Source organism: Paenibacillus sp. YIM B09110 (assembly GCF_037167145.1).
Classification (GTDB): Bacteria; Bacillota; Bacilli; order Paenibacillales; family Paenibacillaceae; genus Pristimantibacillus.
Window position 1 is genome coordinate 38106 of sequence record NZ_JBANSP010000035.1, and the last position, 17808, is coordinate 55913.

The following is a 17808-nucleotide window of genomic DNA, read 5'->3' on the forward strand; positions in this document are numbered from 1 at the left end:
ATGATTGAAATGGCAGTAGCATTGACGAAAGATAACTTTTCCCAAAGCGTACAAAGCGGTGTATCCCTTGTTGACTTCTGGGCGCCATGGTGCGGACCTTGCAAAATGCAGCTTCCGATCGTAGAAGAGCTTTCCACTGAACTGGAAGGTCAAGCTGTAATCGCAAAAATCAACGTTGACGAAGAGCCTGAGCTTGCTTCGCAATTCGGCGTAATGAGCATTCCGACGCTTATTTTGTTCAAAGACGGTCAACCGGTTGACAAAATGGTCGGCGTACAAAGCAAAGACGCTCTGAAAGCAAAAATCGCTGGTCAACTGTAAGCAACAATAGGGTAAAAGCAAACGTCTAAATATCGTCTGGAATCAGTGCAATGCTGGTTACCAGGCGGTATTTTTTTTCATGCTGCGATTCATCTCTCTGCAATATATGCTAGAATAGGGAACATGTGGGTGCATAGATTCGCGTAAAAACGACAACAATTACACATTTTCACAACCTTTTCAGTTGCTTTCTAATAGAGAAGTTTAGTAGAATTAGAGGTATTGTGAACAATGGAGCGTCAACAAAAAACTACGATTTATGGAGTGATGATGGAGTGAACGCAGTCATTTCTGAGAAGGACGGCGCCGTTACAGGTGAGTCTCTGCGGAATGGAAATACGTCTTCAAAAATTTTGATCATAATACCGGCTTATAACGAAGAGCATAGCATAAGCCATGTTATCAAAGATGTGAAGACGCATTGCCCGTCTGCTCATATTCTCGTCATTAACGACGGCTCGAAGGATCGCACGAAGGAAGTAGCTGAAGCGAACGGCGCAGCCGTCATCACACTGCCTACAAATCTTGGTATTGGCGGAGCCATGCAGACCGGTTATCGTTATGCCCATCGTTACGGCTACGATGTTGCCGTGCAAGTGGACGGAGACGGACAGCACAAAGCCGAGCAGCTTCACCTTATTTTGTCCCCGGTACTGAGCGGCAAGGCTGACCTTGCGATCGGTTCGCGGTTTATCGAGCAAACAGGCTTCCAGTCGACCACGTCAAGACGGATCGGCATCAAAATTTTGTCGACGATCGTCAGCGCCATGACACGCAAAAAGGTGCTTGACGTGACGTCCGGCTTCCGTGCGGCTAACAAACGCGCGATTTCGGTGTTCCAAAGCGACTATGCAACCGATTATCCGGAAGTGGATTCGATCGTGCTCGTCAATCGCAGCGGACTTCGCACGAGCGAGGTAGCCGTAACCATGGAAGCTCGCACGGGAGGCACTTCATCTATAAATGCGATGAGATCGGTGTATTATATGATTAAAGTAACATTGGCTTTGTTCATTCGAAGCCTGAAACAAACAAAACCAGTCGAAGTTCAGTCGTAATCAAGCGGCATCAGTCGTTTATGTTTGAGGGGGAAATTCCATGCAAGCCTTGTGGATCATCACAAGTGTCGCTTTTCTGATCGTACTTATTATGTTAATTAATAGAAGATTGCTGCGCGAGCAATATTCGATGCTGTGGCTGTTGTTCGGCGTCGTCATGCTCCTCTTGTCCGTGCGTCCGCAAATTATCGATTCGCTTGCCGATTCGATCGGCGTCGATTATGCGCCCGCGCTCTTGTTCCTGGTCGGCATTCTGTTCTGCGTAGCGCTCATTCTTCACCTTACCGTGATTGTGTCGAAGCTGTCGGAGAAAGTCATTCGTCTGACGCAAGAGCTTGGCATTCTGCACCATGAGCTGCATGAGCGCAAAAGGTCGGAATCCTAATGGCTGCTTACGTTGTACTGGCTTTTAATATTTTGCTGCTCGTCTGCGGCCAATTGCTGTGGAAAACCGGAATGAACAAGCTGGATACGGCCAAAGGCGAATCGGTGGTTACTTTATTATGGTCGCCCCATATTTGGGGAGGGCTTGTTCTATACGGAATAGCAACGGTGATGTGGCTGTACGTATTGAAGAAGCTGCCGCTCAGCCTTGCGTATCCGCTTCAAAGCTTAGCCTACGTGCTCGGCATGGTGGCGGCGGTTTACTTGTTCCACGAGACCGTTCCGCTGCAGCGCTGGATCGGCGCGGGTATTATATTGGTCGGAGTTATCGTGTTAGCTTGGAAATAGGTTGGGTTATCGTCTGAGGGGGCCGTTTAATTTGTTGGAATGGGTACGGAAGAACAAAGTTTGGACGATAATGATCGTCCTGATTTTTTTGCTCGCTTTCTGGTTAAGAGCCGATTTCCTGACATCGGTTAAGCACAACATTTCGCATGACTCGAAGTATTATAATGAAATGGTTCACCGTCTAGTCGACAAAGGCATCTACGCCTACAAAGAAGAAGTGCCTAACGCGCGCGTAACGCCGGGTTACCCGCTCTTCATGACGGCCATGTATCTGATCGGCGAGCAGATCGGCGTCGAATATTTCCCGCTGATTCGTTGGGCGCAAGTGCTAATCAGCTTAGCTTCGCTCGCTTTGATGTATATCATTGCGATGCAAGCAACGAAAAACAAGTGGATCGCTTTGATTACCATTTTCATCGGCGCGATCTATCATCCGTTCATCTGGACAACTGGCGCGGTTCTCACAGAGACGTTGGCATTATTCCTGCTTATGGCATACTTGTCGATGCAGATGTATGCATTCAAGACGCAGCGCATTCGAGATGCGGCAATTGCAGGTCTGCTGCTCGGCTTAACCGTACTTGTACGGGCTGAGTTTTTACCGCTGTTCGTTCCTTTGTACGGTGTGTTCCTGCTTCAGCAGTGGAGCAAGAATAGGAAGGCGACAGGGATTGATCGCAAGCCGTTGTCTGACGTATTCAAAAAGATCGTTTTGCTCGGTGTCGTGACGGGTCTATGCTTGTCCGCTACGATGCTGCCGTGGTGGATTCGCAATATTGTGTCGCTCAATGAATTCGTACTTACTTCTTCGCAGTCCAATCCATTCTCCGCGGGTACGTATCCGGACAAAAACTACGAGGATCGTATTGTGCAGAAGGAAAAATGGATGACGCAGTCCGATTACGCATGGGCGCGCATTAAAGCAGGCTTTACGACACAAACATGGACGTACGTGAAGTGGTACACGGTTGGCAAGCTGAAGTATACATATAGCCATATGTTCTTCGGATCGGGACATTCTCCGATTTTCTATGCGTATCCGAAGGTCGCTTACTTGCATCTTCTCATCGTATACAGCAGCATTATTACGCTTCTCGGACTGATCTGGCGCTGGAGACATCCGGGCGTTATGCTGGCAGTCGTGCTCGTCATTATGTCTATGATCAGGCTCGTATTCGTGCCGGAATATCGGTATAATTTCACCGTCATGCCTATCTTTATTATTTTCTCCGTTTGGCTTGGCATATTTATATTACAGAAGCTATGGGGGCTCTTATCCAGTCGGAGAGCTGCTTAGCAAAGAAAGCTGTCTTCCTTCCCCTTGTGGAACGAAGACAGTTTTTTTTGTTTTTAATTGGGTGCAACTTCCAACCTGCTACTTCCGTTTTATAAGATGTAAGTAATGGAAAAATAAAGGAGGACGAAGTAGTGAGGCGCAATAATCGTACGAAGCTCGCAACGATTTTAACGGCTGCAATGATTATGGGTACATTGCCTGGACAAGCATTTGCCGATAGTGCCGACAGTGGAGGCGCTAGCGCGGCAGCGGGCAGCGAAACGGCCGTCCAAAGCGGCACGAATGCTCAGATTACGAAGGCCAAAGCAGAAGCTCTCGCCAGACAGTATGTGAACATTCCGAAGGAGTACACGCTCCAAGGGACTGGCTTCTCGTCAGAGCAGCTAGCGGTCGGGAAACGCAATACATGGAGTCTCGATTTTGTGAAGAAGGTAAACGGCAAGCAGCAAGGCAGCATCTATGTACGCATTCATGCTGATAACGGCCAGCTGTTGGAGTTTCGAACGTATGTCGATAACCCGTCGGCTAAACCAACCTATCCGCTCAAAGTGGAGAGGGGTGCGGCGCAGAAGCTTGCACTTGAGTTTATACATACATTGGCGCCTAATTACGAATCGCAAGTTAAGCTGAATACGGAATATGGTGTATCATTGCTGCCTCCGCTTACTGGTCAGGTTCGACATATGCTGCGGTTCGACCGGATCGTGAACGGCATTCCGTATGCGGATAACTACATTGAAGCGGAGATTGACAGCGAAGGACATATGATGAGCTATTCGCTGCGCTGGGATGAAACAATTGTATTTCCAAAGGTAAGCGCGACGCTTACAGCAGAGCAAGCGGACGCTAAGCTGCGCGCGGCAGCTAAGCCCGAGCTGGTGTATATCATTCCGTACAGCGCGAAGGGAGAGCGCAAGCCTGTTCTTAGCTACAAGCTGGACTCCTTGGCGATTGATGCCGTGAGCGGAGACACGAAGGACCGTACGAACATTTCGTATTATCGTCAAGGCACGGTATCTACGACTCCGTTGACTGCGAAGCCGGATGGGACGAAGCCATCGAATAGCAATATTACGGAACAGCGTGCGGTGGAGCTTGTGAAAGCAGCCTTCAAGCTTCCGGCAGATGCCGTGCTGTCGCATTCCAATTACAGCGAAAATAAGGACGAATACTCGGGCAAAACGAATGCCTATTGGGATTTGAACTGGACGATTACGAAGGACGGTAAGGAGCAAGGTTTCCTATCAGCCACAGTCGACGGCCAGTCGGGTGCCGTTCGCAACTACTATAATTACAATTATTCGGCGTCTCCCGAGAAGGGAGAGACAGACAAAGCGCCTGTATCGCTGCAGCAGGCAATGGAGCTGGCGTCGGCAACGGTTAAGAAGCAGTTGCCATGGCTAACGCATGAGCTTTATATCGTCTCCCATAAACCAGAAACATATGAAGGCAAGTCCGCCGGCGAGATCGGATCATATCGAATCGAGTTCGTTCGCAAAGTTCATGGGGCAACCGTGGAATATGACAATGTTGGCGTATCGATTGATTCCCGTACGGGAGAAGTGACGGATTACAATGGAAATATCGCAGACTTCGATTATCCGGCTTCACCGCCAGGCGTCATCACGAAAGATGCGGCCATCTCGAAGTGGCTAGGCTATTACCGCACGGAATTGGCTTACCAGCTCGTTCAGCAATATTGGTGGGAAGGTCAGCCGATTCCGTATCAAAAAATGTTAGTGTTGATCGCGGCAGGCGAAGCGAGCGAGTCGCAGCTTACGACGAAAAACGAAGCGGAGCTCGTCTACCGTCTCGTACCGCGTCCGCTTGACGAGAGCATCTTCCTCGATGCGGAAACGGGAAGCTGGCGGAATCGCGAGACCGGCGAGGCGACACAACTCGAGAAGCCGAAGGCAACCGACATCGAGGGCCATTGGGCACAGCGTCAGCTTGAGCTGATGGTAGCTTACAAAGCGCTTGATGTGAAGGATGGCAAGGTGCGGCCGAGTGAACAGGTTACGCGGGGCGAGCTTATCAAGATGCTTGTGCTTGCGCGCAATAGCGGAAACTCTCCAATGTACGACATGGGAACAGCTTCGGCAGCGCTGGAGAAAGCTTCATTCGACGACGTTGCGGCGGATTCCAGTTACTTCGTCTATGTAGAGAGCGCGCTGGCGCAGAACTTGATCGACATCGGCGATGGCTCCTTCAATCCGGACGGCAAAGTCAGCCGCGATGAGATGTCGAAGCTGATTGTAAGAGCGCTTGGCTACAATGCGCTTGCGGAGTACGATCATATCTTTAAAGCGAGCTTCAAGGACTCCGATCAGATCGAGAACAAAGGTCAGGCCGCGATTGCGGTAGGACTGAAGATCATGAGCTTGTCAGACGGCAAGTTTTTGCCTGGGAAGCTGGTCACCCGCGCCGAAGCGTCGGTAGCGTTCTTCCGCTACTTGCAGACGCGTGCGGATTTGGCTGAAGCGCCGCTGAGGATGTAAATTATTTTAGTAATTGAAAAGGGATGGAGCAGGCGGTATTTCTGCTCCATCCTTTTTTTCGTGTTTCGCTGCACTTTTTGCAACAGATAGGCTCAAAATGGGCTTTCATTAGCTCCTCGTTGCAGAAACTGCAATAGAATATGATATCTTGATTCTGTATCGCCCATGCAGACCTGGTTCTGTTGCATAATGTGCAATCAGAGCTCGGCAAAGGGGGCTACTAGCCCCCGTCTGTTGCAGAAAGTGCAACGAAGACAATGGCGTTAATGGTTATGGATGGTTTGGAGCGCGTGGAGGCTGCGCGGGAAAAGGTCTCATTTGCAACAGCTACAACTAACAACTTGTACGTACAATTAGGCGGCATCATGCTATAATACCCTCTAGAAATGACAAAGGCAGGGGGCATCCAGTGAAAACGAGGGACAACGTGAAGAAAGTTTTCGTATATTTGCGGCACACGTTTCTGGACCGGACGATTATGCGGACGATACTCGTATCTTATTTACTCGTAAATGTGCTGCTTCTGCTGCTGCTCGGCTACCTGTCCATCAAGGACTCCACGAAGATGATAACGGGCGAAATCGTCAGCTCCAGCAACAAGGTGATGGAGCAAGCGGCGCTTGGTCTTAGCTTCAATCTGGAGGAGTCGAAGCGGTCGCTCGTCATGCTGGCAGGCAACCACTCCGTTATCACGATGATGAAGGAGCATCAGAAGATCGGCATCGAGAGCAGGCTTCAGCATGAGCGCAACATTGCCGAGATTGCGCAGGGAGTAAGCACCTATCAGACACTGATCAGCGACGTCCTTATGATAGGCGAGACGGGGTACGTCAACAATTTGGACGGACGCAAAACGTTACAATGGGATTACCCTTTCCAGTCGCAACCGTGGGTGAAACAGACGTTCGAGCGTAATCCGCAAGGCAGCTTTTTCAGTATTGGCGTCCATATGCAGGACTATTATCTGTCGACGGATATTACGCGTTACAATCAACCGGTGCTGTCGGTGGTGTTGCAAGTTAAGGGCTATCAAGGGCAAATTCTCGGGGCGGTTATTGGGAATCTGGATTTGGGCAAAATCAACGGCATGTTCGAGCAAAGCGCTTATCAAAATAAGGGCAGCATCTTCCTAATTGATGAGAACCGCCATATTATCGTCCATAAGGACAGCGCTAAGATTGGACAAGTACTCGACTTTCCTTCGGAAGAGAAGCTGTACGAGCATCCTTCGGGCCATTTTCAAGAAAATATCGACGGGGTTGAGACGCTCGTCATTTATCAGCCTATCGCCGTCAGCGGCTGGAAAATGATCTCCACCGTACCGATGTCCGATATTACGAGCCAGTCGCAGCCGCTCAAGACGAATCTGGGTCGCATCCTCTACTTATGTTTGATTGCGAACACGCTTATCAGCCTGCTCATTACGCTGCGCATTTCGCTGCCGGTGAGGAGATTGATGGCGACGCTCGACAGAATGGGCGAGGACGATTCGTTGTACGTGAAGCCGCGCGATTATCGTTACAGAGAGCTTAATCAGATCGGCGACAAATTTAAAGGGCTGATGGGCCGGATTGATTTGCTCATTAAGCAAAACTATTTGACGCAAATTAACTTGAAGGAAGAAGAGCTGAAGACGCTTCAAGCGCAGATTAATCCGCATTTTCTGTTTAATACGCTGCAGCAGCTGCAGACGGAGATCGTATGCGGCAATACCGAGGAATCGAATCATATCGTGCTGTCGCTCAGCAACCTGTTCCGGTACTCCATGAAACGTTCGGCGGAGGAAGTTGAGCTGGAGCGCGAGATCAATAACGTGTCGGACTACTTGTATATTCTCAATAAAAAATACAATAACGGTATCCGTGTATCGTTCTCCATTCCGGACCGGGACGTGCTGCGCCGCAAAATACCGAAGCTGACGCTTCAGCCGATCGTTGAAAATTCGATTCGTCACGGCTTCGGCGACCATATCCGGGAGGGTGCCATCCATATTAAAGCGGTCGGCGGCCGCAAGGGCGTACTGATCGTTGTATCCGACAATGGACAAGGCATGTCCAAGGATCGTGCGGCCGAGTTGACCCGGCATATTAACAGCACGACGCAGAAAAGCGACAATATCGGCTTATACAATGTGAATCAACGAATTAAGCTCAAATACGGAGAACCGTATGGCATCCGCATCTATAGCAAGCAGGGAGTGGGAATGAGAGTTTCTATCCTGCTGCCCATTATGGATTAATTCACATCAAGGATGAAGGGAGAGAGAAGGATGAAGCTGCTTATTGCGGACGATCAGCAGTCGCTGCATACTTTTTTGGATAAAATGATGAATTGGCAGTCGCTCGGCATTACGGAGATTAAGCATGCGTACGACGGACGGGAAGCTGCCGAACTTGCCGAGCAGTGGCAGCCGGAGCTGCTCATTATCGACATTCAAATGCCGCACTTGAACGGCATCGAGGCATTGAAACAGCTGCAGCAGCTGTCCCATAAGCCGAAAACGATCATATTGAGCGCTTACGATGAATTCGAATATGCTCGGGAGGCGCTTCGGCTAAGCGTTGCTCAATATTTGCTCAAGCCGGTCGATACGGCACAGCTTGATTCAGCGCTTAAGGAGCTGATTGAGGAGCTGAAGGCGGAACAAGCGACGATGCTTGGCAGTGCGATAACGAGTTACTTCAGGCAAGAGCAGGAGCAAAGCGGTGACGAGGAGAGCGATCTTACGACGGCGAGGTCAGCATTCCCTTTGCTCGGGATTAAACGATATATCATTGTTCAGATGACGGGAGAGCAGTTGCATAAGGATGGGCTAGTTTCTTTATTGAAACGGATGGAGTCTGTGTCGGAGATAAAGGTTCTTGCGCAGGTGCATTCGCTTAAGTTCGCAGCCGTACTTGGGTTGACCAGCGATGCCCGGATGGACGAGCTCGTGAAATTAGGGGAGACAGCTGCATTGTCCTGGCAATCCGATTATCCGCAATGTCGCGTCATCATAGGACTTAGCTCGATTGGCGATACACCGGAGGAGCTGAATGCACTGCTGGCACAAAGCAGCGTTGCTGCGGCAAGCGGCTTCTATTCATCAGTCATGGTTCAAGTCGGCAGTGAGGCCGCCAAGTCAGAGGCGTGGACCATGCAGCATTATGAGCAGTTCGATAAGTCGTTCGAGGAAAAGTTCTCGCTTGCCTTCCCGCAGGAGGCGATGAAGGACATTGTTGCTGCTTTGTTCAACGTTTTTAGAGCGCTAAGGCTGGAGTCGGATCAAGTATACCGCTTATGCAAACATTATTTGACGATGGCCGAGCAAGCGATGAGCCGTTCGAAGCGCTTCACGACGGATAATGAACCGGTAACGCTGGAGAGGCTGAGGAAGCTTCATACCGCTGCCGAGCTGGAGTCCTATTTCTACGCTATAATCGATAGCTTGGTTGTCAGAACGGATCACGCCGCCGAGCGGACGGAAGAAACGATCACAAGAATCAAATCGCATATCGAGCTGCATTACGAAGAAGATTTATCGCTGCAGTCCGTCGCTGATACGTACGGTTTGGATAAATATCAGCTAAGCCGCATGTTCAAACAGCAATTCGGGATCAACTACTGGCAGTACGTGACGCAGATCCGGATGGATAAGGCCGCGGAGCTTCTGTCGGGTACGAATTTGAAAAACAGCGCTATTGCAGAGATGACCGGCTTTGTCGACGAAAGTCATTTTAGCAAAACGTTCAAAAAGCACTTTGGGGTCTCGCCAAAAGATTACCGTGGGGGCAAGCATCAACCGCCCAATATGTAAGCGTGCAACAAAGTACAAAAAACCGTGCAACGATGTAAATTCAAGAGCCCCTATTAAAGCGTTATCATAATGGTGAAAGTGCTTACAAAAACTCGTTAACAGGGGGAATACAGCATGAGAAAATCAAGTTTATTGCTTTTGATCGCCATGATGGCGGTGACGCTTGTCCTATCCGCTTGCGGCAGTAACGGCAACAAAGAGGGCGAAGCGGGCGGCGAAGGTACCGGCACAGACAAAAAGGTAAAGCTAAGTCTGCTCTCGTGGAACAATGAAACCGAAATGAAGCCGGTCATTGACGGTTTCACGGCGAAATACCCGAACATCACGATCGACTTCCAGACGGCTCCGCCGGTTAAGGACTATATCGCCAAGCTGCAAACGATGCTGCTGTCCAACTCCGCGACGGACGTGTTCATCATGGCGGCCGAGAACCGCAACGAGCTGATCGATGGCGGTTATGCGCTTGATATGACGGATCAGCCGTTTATCGCCAAGATGACGGACGCAAGCAAAGGCATGTTCACTCGTGACGGCAAAACGTATGCATTCTCCCAAGCCGGCTGGGTAGGCGGCATCTATTACAACAAAGAACTGTTCGCGAAGGTTGGAGCGACGGAAGAGCCGAAAACATGGCAGGAGTTTATCGACCTGTGCCTGAAGCTGAAAGAAGCCGGAATCGTACCGCTGTATGATAACGCAGGCGATATTTCCACCATTCAAGGTGCTCTTGTAGCTAGTCAAACGTTGTCCGGCAATCCGGACTATGACGCTAAACTGTTCGCAGGCGAAGCGACGTTCGCCGAAGGTTGGACGAAGCCGCTGCAAATGTGGAAGGAAGGTCTGGTCGACAACAAAATCATTACTTCCGATATGATGGGCTTGACTGCCGATCAAATGGTTAATGAATTCGCAATCGGCAACGTAGCGATGATTCAAGGCGGGCCATGGAACATTCCGGCTATCGAGAAAGCGAATCCGGAGCTGCAATTCAGCATGATGGCAATTCCAGGTGCCGAAGCAGGTCAAGACTATTATGCAGGCGCTCCGAACGTAGGTTTCGCGGTAAACAGCGCTTCGAAAAATCAAGACGCGGCTATTAAGTTCGTTGAATACATGTCTACGCCTGAAGGCTTGGAAAATTTCGAAAAAGGCACGGGTCAAATCATTACGCTTCCAGGTTATGAGAGCAAAGTGCACCCCGCTCTAGAAAAAGCGTACAAAGAAGGATTACTCGCAGGCAAATTCTATCTCCCGATGGTTTCTTGGCCGAGACACCAAGAAGCGCTTCGCAATCAGATGGTCGTATCCGTACAGGACCTGCTCGTCGGCAAAGGCTCGATTGAGACGATTACAGGGGCAATGGACCAGAAGCTGAAAGAGATGGAAAGCAAATAAACAGAGACAGTGAGCGGCATTAGAGGGGAGCAATCCCCTCAGCCGTATCATGAGGGAGGGAGCCTGCGAGATGAAACTGCTAAGATCTTTCCAGTACCAAGTTTTTCTTATTCCGATTATGTTTTTCTATACGGTATTTACGATCTACCCGCTTATCAAATCGTTTTTATTCAGCTTGACGAACTTTAACGGTTATTCGAAGGAATACGATTTCGTAGGTTTGACGAATTATGTGAAAATTTTCAAGGATGCCGCGATTATATCGGGTATTTCCTACACGCTCTTATTCGCAATATCGACAACGATTCTGACCACGCTGCTGGCAATTGTGCTGGCGCTCGTGCTGGACCGGAATTTTTATACAAAAAACATTCACCGTGCGATCTTCTTCTTCCCGTCCATTCCAAGCGGTCTAATCCTTGCATACGTGTGGGGTTTCATCTTGTCGCCGATCGCTTCGGGCGTGTTGAATAACGTGCTTCACACCTTGTTCGGAGCAGGGCCGCAGCCTTGGCTGTCCGATCCGATGTTAGCCAAGATGTCGACCATCCTTGTTGCGGTATGGGCGGGTGCTGGCTGGCATGCGGTATTGTATCTCGCCTTTCTGCAAGGCATCTCGAAGGATTATTACGAAGCGGCTTCGATTGACGGGGCTAACCGCTGGCAGCAAATCCGCAGCATAACGCTGCCGCTGCTGGCTCCGGCCATGACGATCAGCGTCATGCTGCTCCTCACGGGCGGTCTCAAAGTATTCGAAATTCCGTTCGCGCTGACGAAAGGCGGTCCGGGCTTCGAGACGCATACGATTACGCAGGTTATCGTGCTTCGCGGCATCTCCGAAGTACAATTCGGACTCGCATCCGCCATGTCTATCGTGTTCTTCCTGATCGTGCTGGCGCTCACTTACTTCCAAGTGACGGTCATGCAGCGCCGAGAGGAGAAGATGTTATGATGACGGAGAAAAACCGCAAAAATTGGCTGCTTGATATCGTCATGCTGCCGGTCGGCGTTATTACGTTTTTCCCTTTCTACTTAATCATCGTCAATACGTTGAAAACACCGGTCGAGACGGCGAGAAATCCGCTCAGCCTGCCGACGAAGCTGAACTTCGACAATTACGAGCGCGTATTTACGGAAGTGCCGCTGCTGCAAAGCTTCGGCAACAGCTTGATCATTACGGTCATATCAGTGCTTCTCATGGTTCTAATCGGCGCGATGGCGGCGTATCCCATCGTCTTCAACCCGGGTAAGACGAACCGTATTATTATGGGTTATTTGCTGGCGGGTTTCCTCATTCCGTTCCAAACGACGCTTATTCCGCTATTCGAGCTGATGACGCAATTCCACCTTGTCGATAAGCTGTACGGTATTATGTTCATTTATATGGGAGGCTCGGTATTCGTCTTCTTCTTAATGATGGGCTATATGAAGACGGTGCCGAAGGAGTTGTCCGAAGCGGCGACAATCGACGGATGTACCGTTTGGGGTATCTTCTGGCGTATTATTTTCCCGCTGCTGAAGCCGATTACGGTTACAGCCATCATTTATCAGACGATGTGGGTGTGGAATGATTTTCTCGCGCCGATGCTGTTCCTTAACTCGTCCGACAACGCGACGCTTGTCCTGCAGGTATACAAAGCCAAGGGTGAATTCGCCGTTGATTGGCCGTTATTCATGACGTTGACGGTTATCGTGCTCATTCCGATCTTCATCTTCTTCATACTGATGCAGAAGCAGATCGTAAAAGGAATTGTCGGCGGCGCTGTCAAAGGTTAATCAGTAGCACTAAGGTGGATTTAATAACGAAGGAGACGATAGCTGCATGAACGCACCTTTATTTCGAGATCCTATCTATGACGGGGCGGCCGATCCGGTCGTCATTTGGAACCGCGAGGCTCAGGAGTGGTGGATGATTTATACGAATCGCCGGGCGACGGCGGAGGGCACTAAGTTCGCTTGGGTCCACGGCACTGATCTCGGAGTGGCTTCCTCGCGAGACGGAGGCAACAGCTGGCTGTACCGGGGCACGCTGCAAGGGCTCGATATCGAATGGGGACGGAACACGTTCTGGGCTCCGGAGATCTACTGGCATGACGGCTTGTATCACATGTACGTTAGCTATATTCAAGGCGTGCCTGTCGATTGGCCGGACCACCGCCGCGACGTTATGCATTATACGAGTCCGAATTTGCTCGACTGGACATTCCGTTCCAAGCTCGCGTTAAGCTCGTCCCGCGTCATCGATTCATGCATTCATGAGCTGCCGGGCGGCGGCTTCCGCATGTGGTACAAAGACGAAGACAACGAGTCGTTTACTTATGCGGCGGACAGCGAAGATCTGTACGAGTGGAAGGTTGTCGGTCCGGTCATTACGGGACGCGGCCACGAAGGGCCGAATGTGTTCTGGTTCAAAGGCTCTTATTGGATGATTGTCGATGAATGGAGAGGCCAAGGCGTATTCCGGTCGGATGATCTGGATACGTGGGAGCGTAACGGACTCATTCTTGACCAGCCGGGAGCGCGCGAGGATGATGGAGGCATTGGCTTCCATGCGGATGTCGTCGTGCAAGGCGATAACGCCTATATTTTCTACTTCACTCATCCGGGTAGAAACGGAGCGTTGAATAACGAAGGGCAAGAGAGGCAATACGAGAGCAGGCGTTCATCTATTCAAGCCGCCAAGCTTGATTTCGTTGACGGCAAGCTCGTGTGCAACCGCGACGAGCCGTTCGAGATGAATTTGCTGCCTGAAAATAATTAAAGAAAGGGGGCTGTCTTTGGGACAGCCCCCATTTGTCGCATTTAGACTGGAAATCATCCAATCTAATCCACCAGACGGATCAAGAAAGACTCTTTGATTGGAATACATCCAACCTAATCGAACTATTTTACTCGTTTTCGCTCTTGTGCGCTCATTTGCCTGGACATAATCCACTCAAACGGCATCCATGATACGATTTTGCTCATTAGCCTGTATGAAATCCAATCAACGACAATTATAGTGCGAGCTGCCCTCTTTTGGGATAACACCTCTTTGCGTGATTAATCCGTTTTTTCTTTTTCGTGGAGAAGTTGGAGACGGACTTGGCATCTTCGACGTTGTCGTTGACGAAGGCCATGTCCTGATTCTTCGCTTTCATATGCGTCGTGCCTTTGTAATTGCCTTTGTGCGTTTGATTTTCCATGCTGTCATCTCCCTGTATGAGGCTGCGATAACTCGCTCCACGGTATTATTTCCTGTGAACATAAGCGCCATTCCAGCCTTTCGGACTTTCAAAGTGGAGGTTGCTGGGGTATAATGACGGAAGTTGTTTACTTTCGGGAAAATAGGGGTGTCATATACATGGCTTTGAAAGCAGGAATCGTCGGCTTGCCGAACGTCGGCAAATCGACCTTGTTTAATGCAATTACGCAAGCGGGAGCTGAATCCGCAAACTATCCATTCTGTACAATCGATCCTAACGTAGGTGTCGTTGAGGTGCCGGACGAGCGTCTGGATAAACTCGTTGAGCTCGTTACTCCTAAGAGCATCGTGCCAACGGCATTCGAATTCGTTGATATTGCCGGCCTCGTTGCAGGCGCGAGCAAGGGCGAAGGACTTGGCAACAAGTTCCTTGCGCACATCCGCGAGGTTGACGCGATCGTTCACGTCGTTCGCTGCTTCCAAGACGACAACATTACGCATGTAGCTGGCAAAGTAGATCCGATCAGCGACATTCAGACGATTAACCTTGAGCTTGTGCTTGCCGATCTCGATTCGGTTGAGAAAAAAATTGACCGCTCCCGCAAAAACTTAAAGGGCGGCGACAAAAAGATTGCTTTAGAGGTTGAAGTGCTTGAGCGCGTTAAGGAAGCGTTGTATAACGATTTGCCTGCACGCAGCTTGGACCTTAGCGAAGAAGAGAAGCTTGTCATTCGCGACCTGCACTTGCTGACGATGAAGCCGGTGCTGTATGCGGCGAACGTAAGCGAATCCGAAGCGGGCGATACGGACGGCAACGAATACGTACAGAAGGTGCGCGAGTTCGCGGCGCAAGAAAATGCAGAGGTTGTTCCAATCAGCGCGAAGGTGGAGTCCGAGATTGCCGAGCTTGAGGGCGAAGACAAGGAAATGTTCCTTGAGGAGCTCGGAATGGCCGAGTCCGGTTTGAACCGTCTTATTAAAGCGGCTTACAAGCTGCTTGGCTTATACACGTACTTCACGGCTGGCGTACAAGAGGTTCGCGCTTGGACGATCCGCAATGGCACGAAAGCGCCGCAAGCGGCAGGCGTTATTCATACCGACTTCGAGCGCGGCTTCATCCGTGCCGAGGTTGTATCGTTCACGGACCTGGCTGCTGCCGGTTCGATGGGCGTTGCCCGCGAGAGAGGCCAAGTTCGCCTCGAGGGTAAAGATTACGTCGTGCGCGACGGCGACGTTATGCATTTCCGTTTTAACGTGTAGGAGGAATAGAAGGGTGTCTGGCAGGACGCGCGTTGGCGTAGGCTTGCCGAGACGCCCTTTTTTGCAGAGTAATACGCGGTTTGGTGTAGCATGTAATGCGGCCTCGGCATACGTAATGTACAGTGAGGTTCATATACTTTCCTATACGTCAAAAAAGCACCTGTCGATACGCGGCATCAGGTATGATATAATAAGGAATATCCTAATGGAATAAACAGAGGTGAATGATTGTGATAGACCGTTTACAAGCGCTCGCCGACCGGTATGAGAAGCTAAGCGAGCTGTTATGCGATCCGGATGTATCCAGCGATCCGAAGCGGCTTAGAGAGCTTTCGAAGGAGCAGTCGGACTTACAAGAGGCATACGATGCCTTTACGGAATATAAGCAAGTGTCAGAGCAGCTCGACGACGCCAAAGTCATGCAAGGCGAGAAGCTCGATGATGAAATGCGCGAAATGGTGAAGATGGAAATCGACGAACTTAGCGCGCGCAAGGAATCGCTGGACGAGAAAGTCCGCATTCTATTGCTGCCGAAGGACCCGAATGACGACAAAAACGTGATCGTGGAAATTCGCGGCGCGGCTGGCGGCGACGAAGCTGCATTGTTCGCTTACGACTTGTACCGGATGTACACGAAGTACGCCGATGCACAAGGCTGGCGCGTAGAACTGATGGAGTTTAGCGAAAATGATTTGGGCGGATTTAAAGAGGTTATTTTCATGGTGCAGGGCAAAGGCGCGTACAGCAAGCTGAAGTACGAAAGCGGCGCTCACCGCGTACAACGTATTCCCGCAACGGAATCGGGCGGCCGCATTCATACGTCGACTTCGACGGTTGCGGTAATGCCGGAAGTTGAAGAAGTCGAGATCGAGATTCTCGACAAAGATATTCGGATCGATACGTTCTGCTCCAGCGGCGCAGGCGGACAGTCCGTTAATACGACGAAGTCGGCCGTTCGCGTATTGCACGTACCTACGGGCATTATGGCGACTTGCCAAGACGGCAAATCGCAGAACGAGAACAAAGCGAAGGCGCTGCAAGTTCTTCGTGCTCGTATTTCCGATATTCGCCGCCAAGAGGAAGAGGCGAAATATTCGGGTGAGCGTAAGAGCAAGGTTGGTACAGGCGACCGCAGTGAGCGGATCCGTACGTACAACTATCCGCAAAGCCGCGTAACCGATCACCGTATCAACTTGACGCTGCACCGCTTGGATTCCGTTATGAACGGCGATATGGCTGACATTATTTCATCGCTGACGATTGCCGAGCAAGCGGACCTGATGGAACGCGACATGGGTTAAGATAACAATCAATGCGCTGGATTCCCGCTGCGATTGCTCTCTAGAAGAGCGAGCGCGGCGGAGGTCCGGCGTTTTTTGCTTGGATTGGTAGGAATGAGCAGGGATAAGCATATTATGCGGTGCGAATGAGCGGAATATGGAGCAGCAGCTGATGCTGCGACGGGAATAGGGAACAACGGGAATTATGATTAGGCGTGAAGAGTATGGAGGGTGCTGGGATGATGGGCGATGTTGTTGGTGGAAATGGGGCGGCGCAGTGGTTAACGCTGCGCGATGCGATGCTGCACGCGACGAACGAGCTTGCGGCGCACGGGGTTGAAGAGGCGCGCGGCAATGCGGAGCTGCTGCTGCTGCATGTGCTCGGTATGGAGCGCTCGCAGCTGCTGCGCGACTATGGCGAGCTATTCCCGGCGGATAAGGCGGAGGCATGGACGGAGCTGGTCCGCCGTAAGGCGCTGGGCGAGCCGATTCAGTATATGATCGGCGAGCAGTGGTTCTACGGCCGGCCGTTCGCGGTCACGCCGGCCGTGCTTATTCCGCGGCCGGAGACGGAGCTGCTCGTAGAGGCCGTGCTTGAGGCGGCCGACAGGCTCTGGCCGCCGGAAGCCGCTGCCGTGCCGACGGTCGTCGACGTCGGCACGGGCAGCGGCGCCATCGCCGTGACGCTAGCTTCGCAGCGTCACGGATGGCGCTTATGCGCGTCCGATCTATCGCCGGACGCGCTGGCAGTCGCCCGCACGAACGCGGCCCGCCATGAGGCGGACGGCCGCATTGCTTTCGTGCAGGGCGACCTTCTCGCGCCCTTCGTGCCGGGGCGCGACAATACTGAGCACGCCGGGCTGCGCATCGACGTGCTCGTGTCCAATCCGCCGTACATACCGGCGGCGGATATGGAAGGGCTGCAGCGCGAGGTGCGCGACTATGAGCCGCACCTCGCGCTGGTCGGCGGCGAAGACGGGCTTGACC

Annotated in this window: 16 protein-coding genes; 15 read left to right on the forward strand and 1 reads right to left on the reverse strand. The window is 51.1% G+C overall.

Annotated elements, in window-relative coordinates; translation table 11 throughout:
* Window positions 1-9: 9 nt before the first annotated feature.
* The 12 genes from trxA (at window position 10) to V8F51_RS28935 (ending at window position 13858) form a co-directional block, all read left to right on the forward strand.
* Window positions 10-321: a thioredoxin gene (trxA, locus tag V8F51_RS28880; protein ID WP_337103972.1), complete on the forward strand. Its 312-nt coding sequence runs from the start codon at window positions 10-12 to the stop codon at window positions 319-321.
* Between the two features lie 275 nt (window positions 322-596).
* Window positions 597-1379 carry a glycosyltransferase family 2 protein gene (locus tag V8F51_RS28885; RefSeq protein WP_337103973.1) on the forward strand — a complete coding sequence of 261 codons (783 nt, stop codon included), beginning with the start codon at window positions 597-599 and terminating at the stop codon, window positions 1377-1379.
* 40 nt (window positions 1380-1419) lie between these two features.
* The gene (locus V8F51_RS28890) at window positions 1420-1764 is read left to right on the forward strand and encodes a DUF2304 domain-containing protein (RefSeq protein ID WP_337103974.1); all 345 of its coding nucleotides are present in this window, start codon (window positions 1420-1422) and stop codon (window positions 1762-1764) included.
* On the forward strand, window positions 1764-2111 hold the full coding sequence (locus V8F51_RS28895) for an EamA family transporter (protein WP_337103975.1): 348 nt from the start codon (window positions 1764-1766) through the stop codon (window positions 2109-2111). Before V8F51_RS28890 ends, V8F51_RS28895 begins: the two co-directional genes overlap by 1 nt.
* A gap of 31 nt (window positions 2112-2142) precedes the next feature.
* A complete protein-coding gene (locus V8F51_RS28900) occupies window positions 2143-3408 on the forward strand; it encodes a phospholipid carrier-dependent glycosyltransferase (RefSeq protein ID WP_337103976.1) in 1266 nt (421 codons plus the stop codon).
* Window positions 3409-3539: 131 nt separating this feature from the next.
* Window positions 3540-5906, forward strand: coding sequence for an S-layer homology domain-containing protein (locus tag V8F51_RS28905; protein ID WP_337103977.1), 2367 nt, complete (start codon window positions 3540-3542; stop codon window positions 5904-5906).
* 409 nt (window positions 5907-6315) lie between these two features.
* Window positions 6316-8145 carry a cache domain-containing sensor histidine kinase gene (locus tag V8F51_RS28910; protein ID WP_337103978.1) on the forward strand — a complete coding sequence of 610 codons (1830 nt, stop codon included), beginning with the start codon at window positions 6316-6318 and terminating at the stop codon, window positions 8143-8145.
* A 30-nt stretch (window positions 8146-8175) separates the two neighbouring features.
* Window positions 8176-9702 carry a response regulator gene (locus V8F51_RS28915; protein ID WP_337103979.1) on the forward strand — a complete coding sequence of 509 codons (1527 nt, stop codon included), beginning with the start codon at window positions 8176-8178 and terminating at the stop codon, window positions 9700-9702.
* 114 nt (window positions 9703-9816) lie between these two features.
* Window positions 9817-11097, forward strand: coding sequence for an ABC transporter substrate-binding protein (locus V8F51_RS28920; protein WP_337103980.1), 1281 nt, complete (start codon window positions 9817-9819; stop codon window positions 11095-11097).
* A 70-nt stretch (window positions 11098-11167) separates the two neighbouring features.
* Window positions 11168-12049, forward strand: a complete 882-nt coding sequence (locus V8F51_RS28925; protein WP_337103981.1) for a carbohydrate ABC transporter permease — start codon at window positions 11168-11170, stop codon at window positions 12047-12049.
* On the forward strand, window positions 12049-12873 hold the full coding sequence (locus V8F51_RS28930) for a carbohydrate ABC transporter permease (protein WP_337103988.1): 825 nt from the start codon (window positions 12049-12051) through the stop codon (window positions 12871-12873). Before V8F51_RS28925 ends, V8F51_RS28930 begins: the two co-directional genes overlap by 1 nt.
* A gap of 46 nt (window positions 12874-12919) precedes the next feature.
* Window positions 12920-13858, forward strand: coding sequence for a glycosyl hydrolase (locus V8F51_RS28935; protein WP_337103982.1), 939 nt, complete (start codon window positions 12920-12922; stop codon window positions 13856-13858).
* Window positions 13859-14093: 235 nt separating this feature from the next.
* On the opposite strand, the gene V8F51_RS28940 is transcribed toward V8F51_RS28935, so the two are convergent.
* Window positions 14094-14282 carry a hypothetical protein gene (locus V8F51_RS28940; RefSeq protein ID WP_337103983.1) on the reverse strand — a complete coding sequence of 63 codons (189 nt, stop codon included), beginning with the start codon at window positions 14280-14282 and terminating at the stop codon, window positions 14094-14096.
* Window positions 14283-14440: 158 nt separating this feature from the next.
* Between V8F51_RS28940 and ychF the strand changes: the two genes are divergently transcribed.
* From ychF to prmC, 3 genes are all read left to right on the forward strand, one after another.
* Window positions 14441-15541, forward strand: coding sequence for a redox-regulated ATPase YchF (gene ychF, locus V8F51_RS28945; RefSeq protein ID WP_337103984.1), 1101 nt, complete (start codon window positions 14441-14443; stop codon window positions 15539-15541).
* Between the two features lie 230 nt (window positions 15542-15771).
* Window positions 15772-16842 (forward strand): peptide chain release factor 1, encoded by a 1071-nt coding sequence (gene prfA / locus V8F51_RS28950; protein ID WP_337103985.1) that lies wholly within the window; start codon window positions 15772-15774, stop codon window positions 16840-16842.
* 218 nt (window positions 16843-17060) lie between these two features.
* On the forward strand, window positions 17061-17808 hold a 748-nt coding region (gene prmC, locus V8F51_RS28955; RefSeq protein WP_337103986.1), incomplete at its 3' end, for a peptide chain release factor N(5)-glutamine methyltransferase.

Excerpts from the sequence above, each read along its gene's own strand:
- trxA (WP_337103972.1), top strand. The coding sequence starts at position 10 with ATGGCAGTAGCATTGACGAAAGATAACTTTTCCCAAAGCGTACAAAGC.
- V8F51_RS28890 (WP_337103974.1), top strand. The coding sequence starts at position 1,420 with ATGCAAGCCTTGTGGATCATCACAAGTGTCGCTTTTCTGATCGTACTT.
- V8F51_RS28895 (WP_337103975.1), top strand. The coding sequence starts at position 1,764 with ATGGCTGCTTACGTTGTACTGGCTTTTAATATTTTGCTGCTCGTCTGC.
- V8F51_RS28915 (WP_337103979.1), top strand. The coding sequence starts at position 8,176 with ATGAAGCTGCTTATTGCGGACGATCAGCAGTCGCTGCATACTTTTTTG.
- V8F51_RS28920 (WP_337103980.1), top strand. The coding sequence starts at position 9,817 with ATGAGAAAATCAAGTTTATTGCTTTTGATCGCCATGATGGCGGTGACG.
- V8F51_RS28925 (WP_337103981.1), top strand. The coding sequence starts at position 11,168 with ATGAAACTGCTAAGATCTTTCCAGTACCAAGTTTTTCTTATTCCGATT.
- V8F51_RS28930 (WP_337103988.1), top strand. The coding sequence starts at position 12,049 with ATGACGGAGAAAAACCGCAAAAATTGGCTGCTTGATATCGTCATGCTG.
- V8F51_RS28935 (WP_337103982.1), top strand. The coding sequence starts at position 12,920 with ATGAACGCACCTTTATTTCGAGATCCTATCTATGACGGGGCGGCCGAT.
- V8F51_RS28940 (WP_337103983.1), bottom strand. The coding sequence starts at position 14,282 with ATGGAAAATCAAACGCACAAAGGCAATTACAAAGGCACGACGCATATG.
- ychF (WP_337103984.1), top strand. The coding sequence starts at position 14,441 with ATGGCTTTGAAAGCAGGAATCGTCGGCTTGCCGAACGTCGGCAAATCG.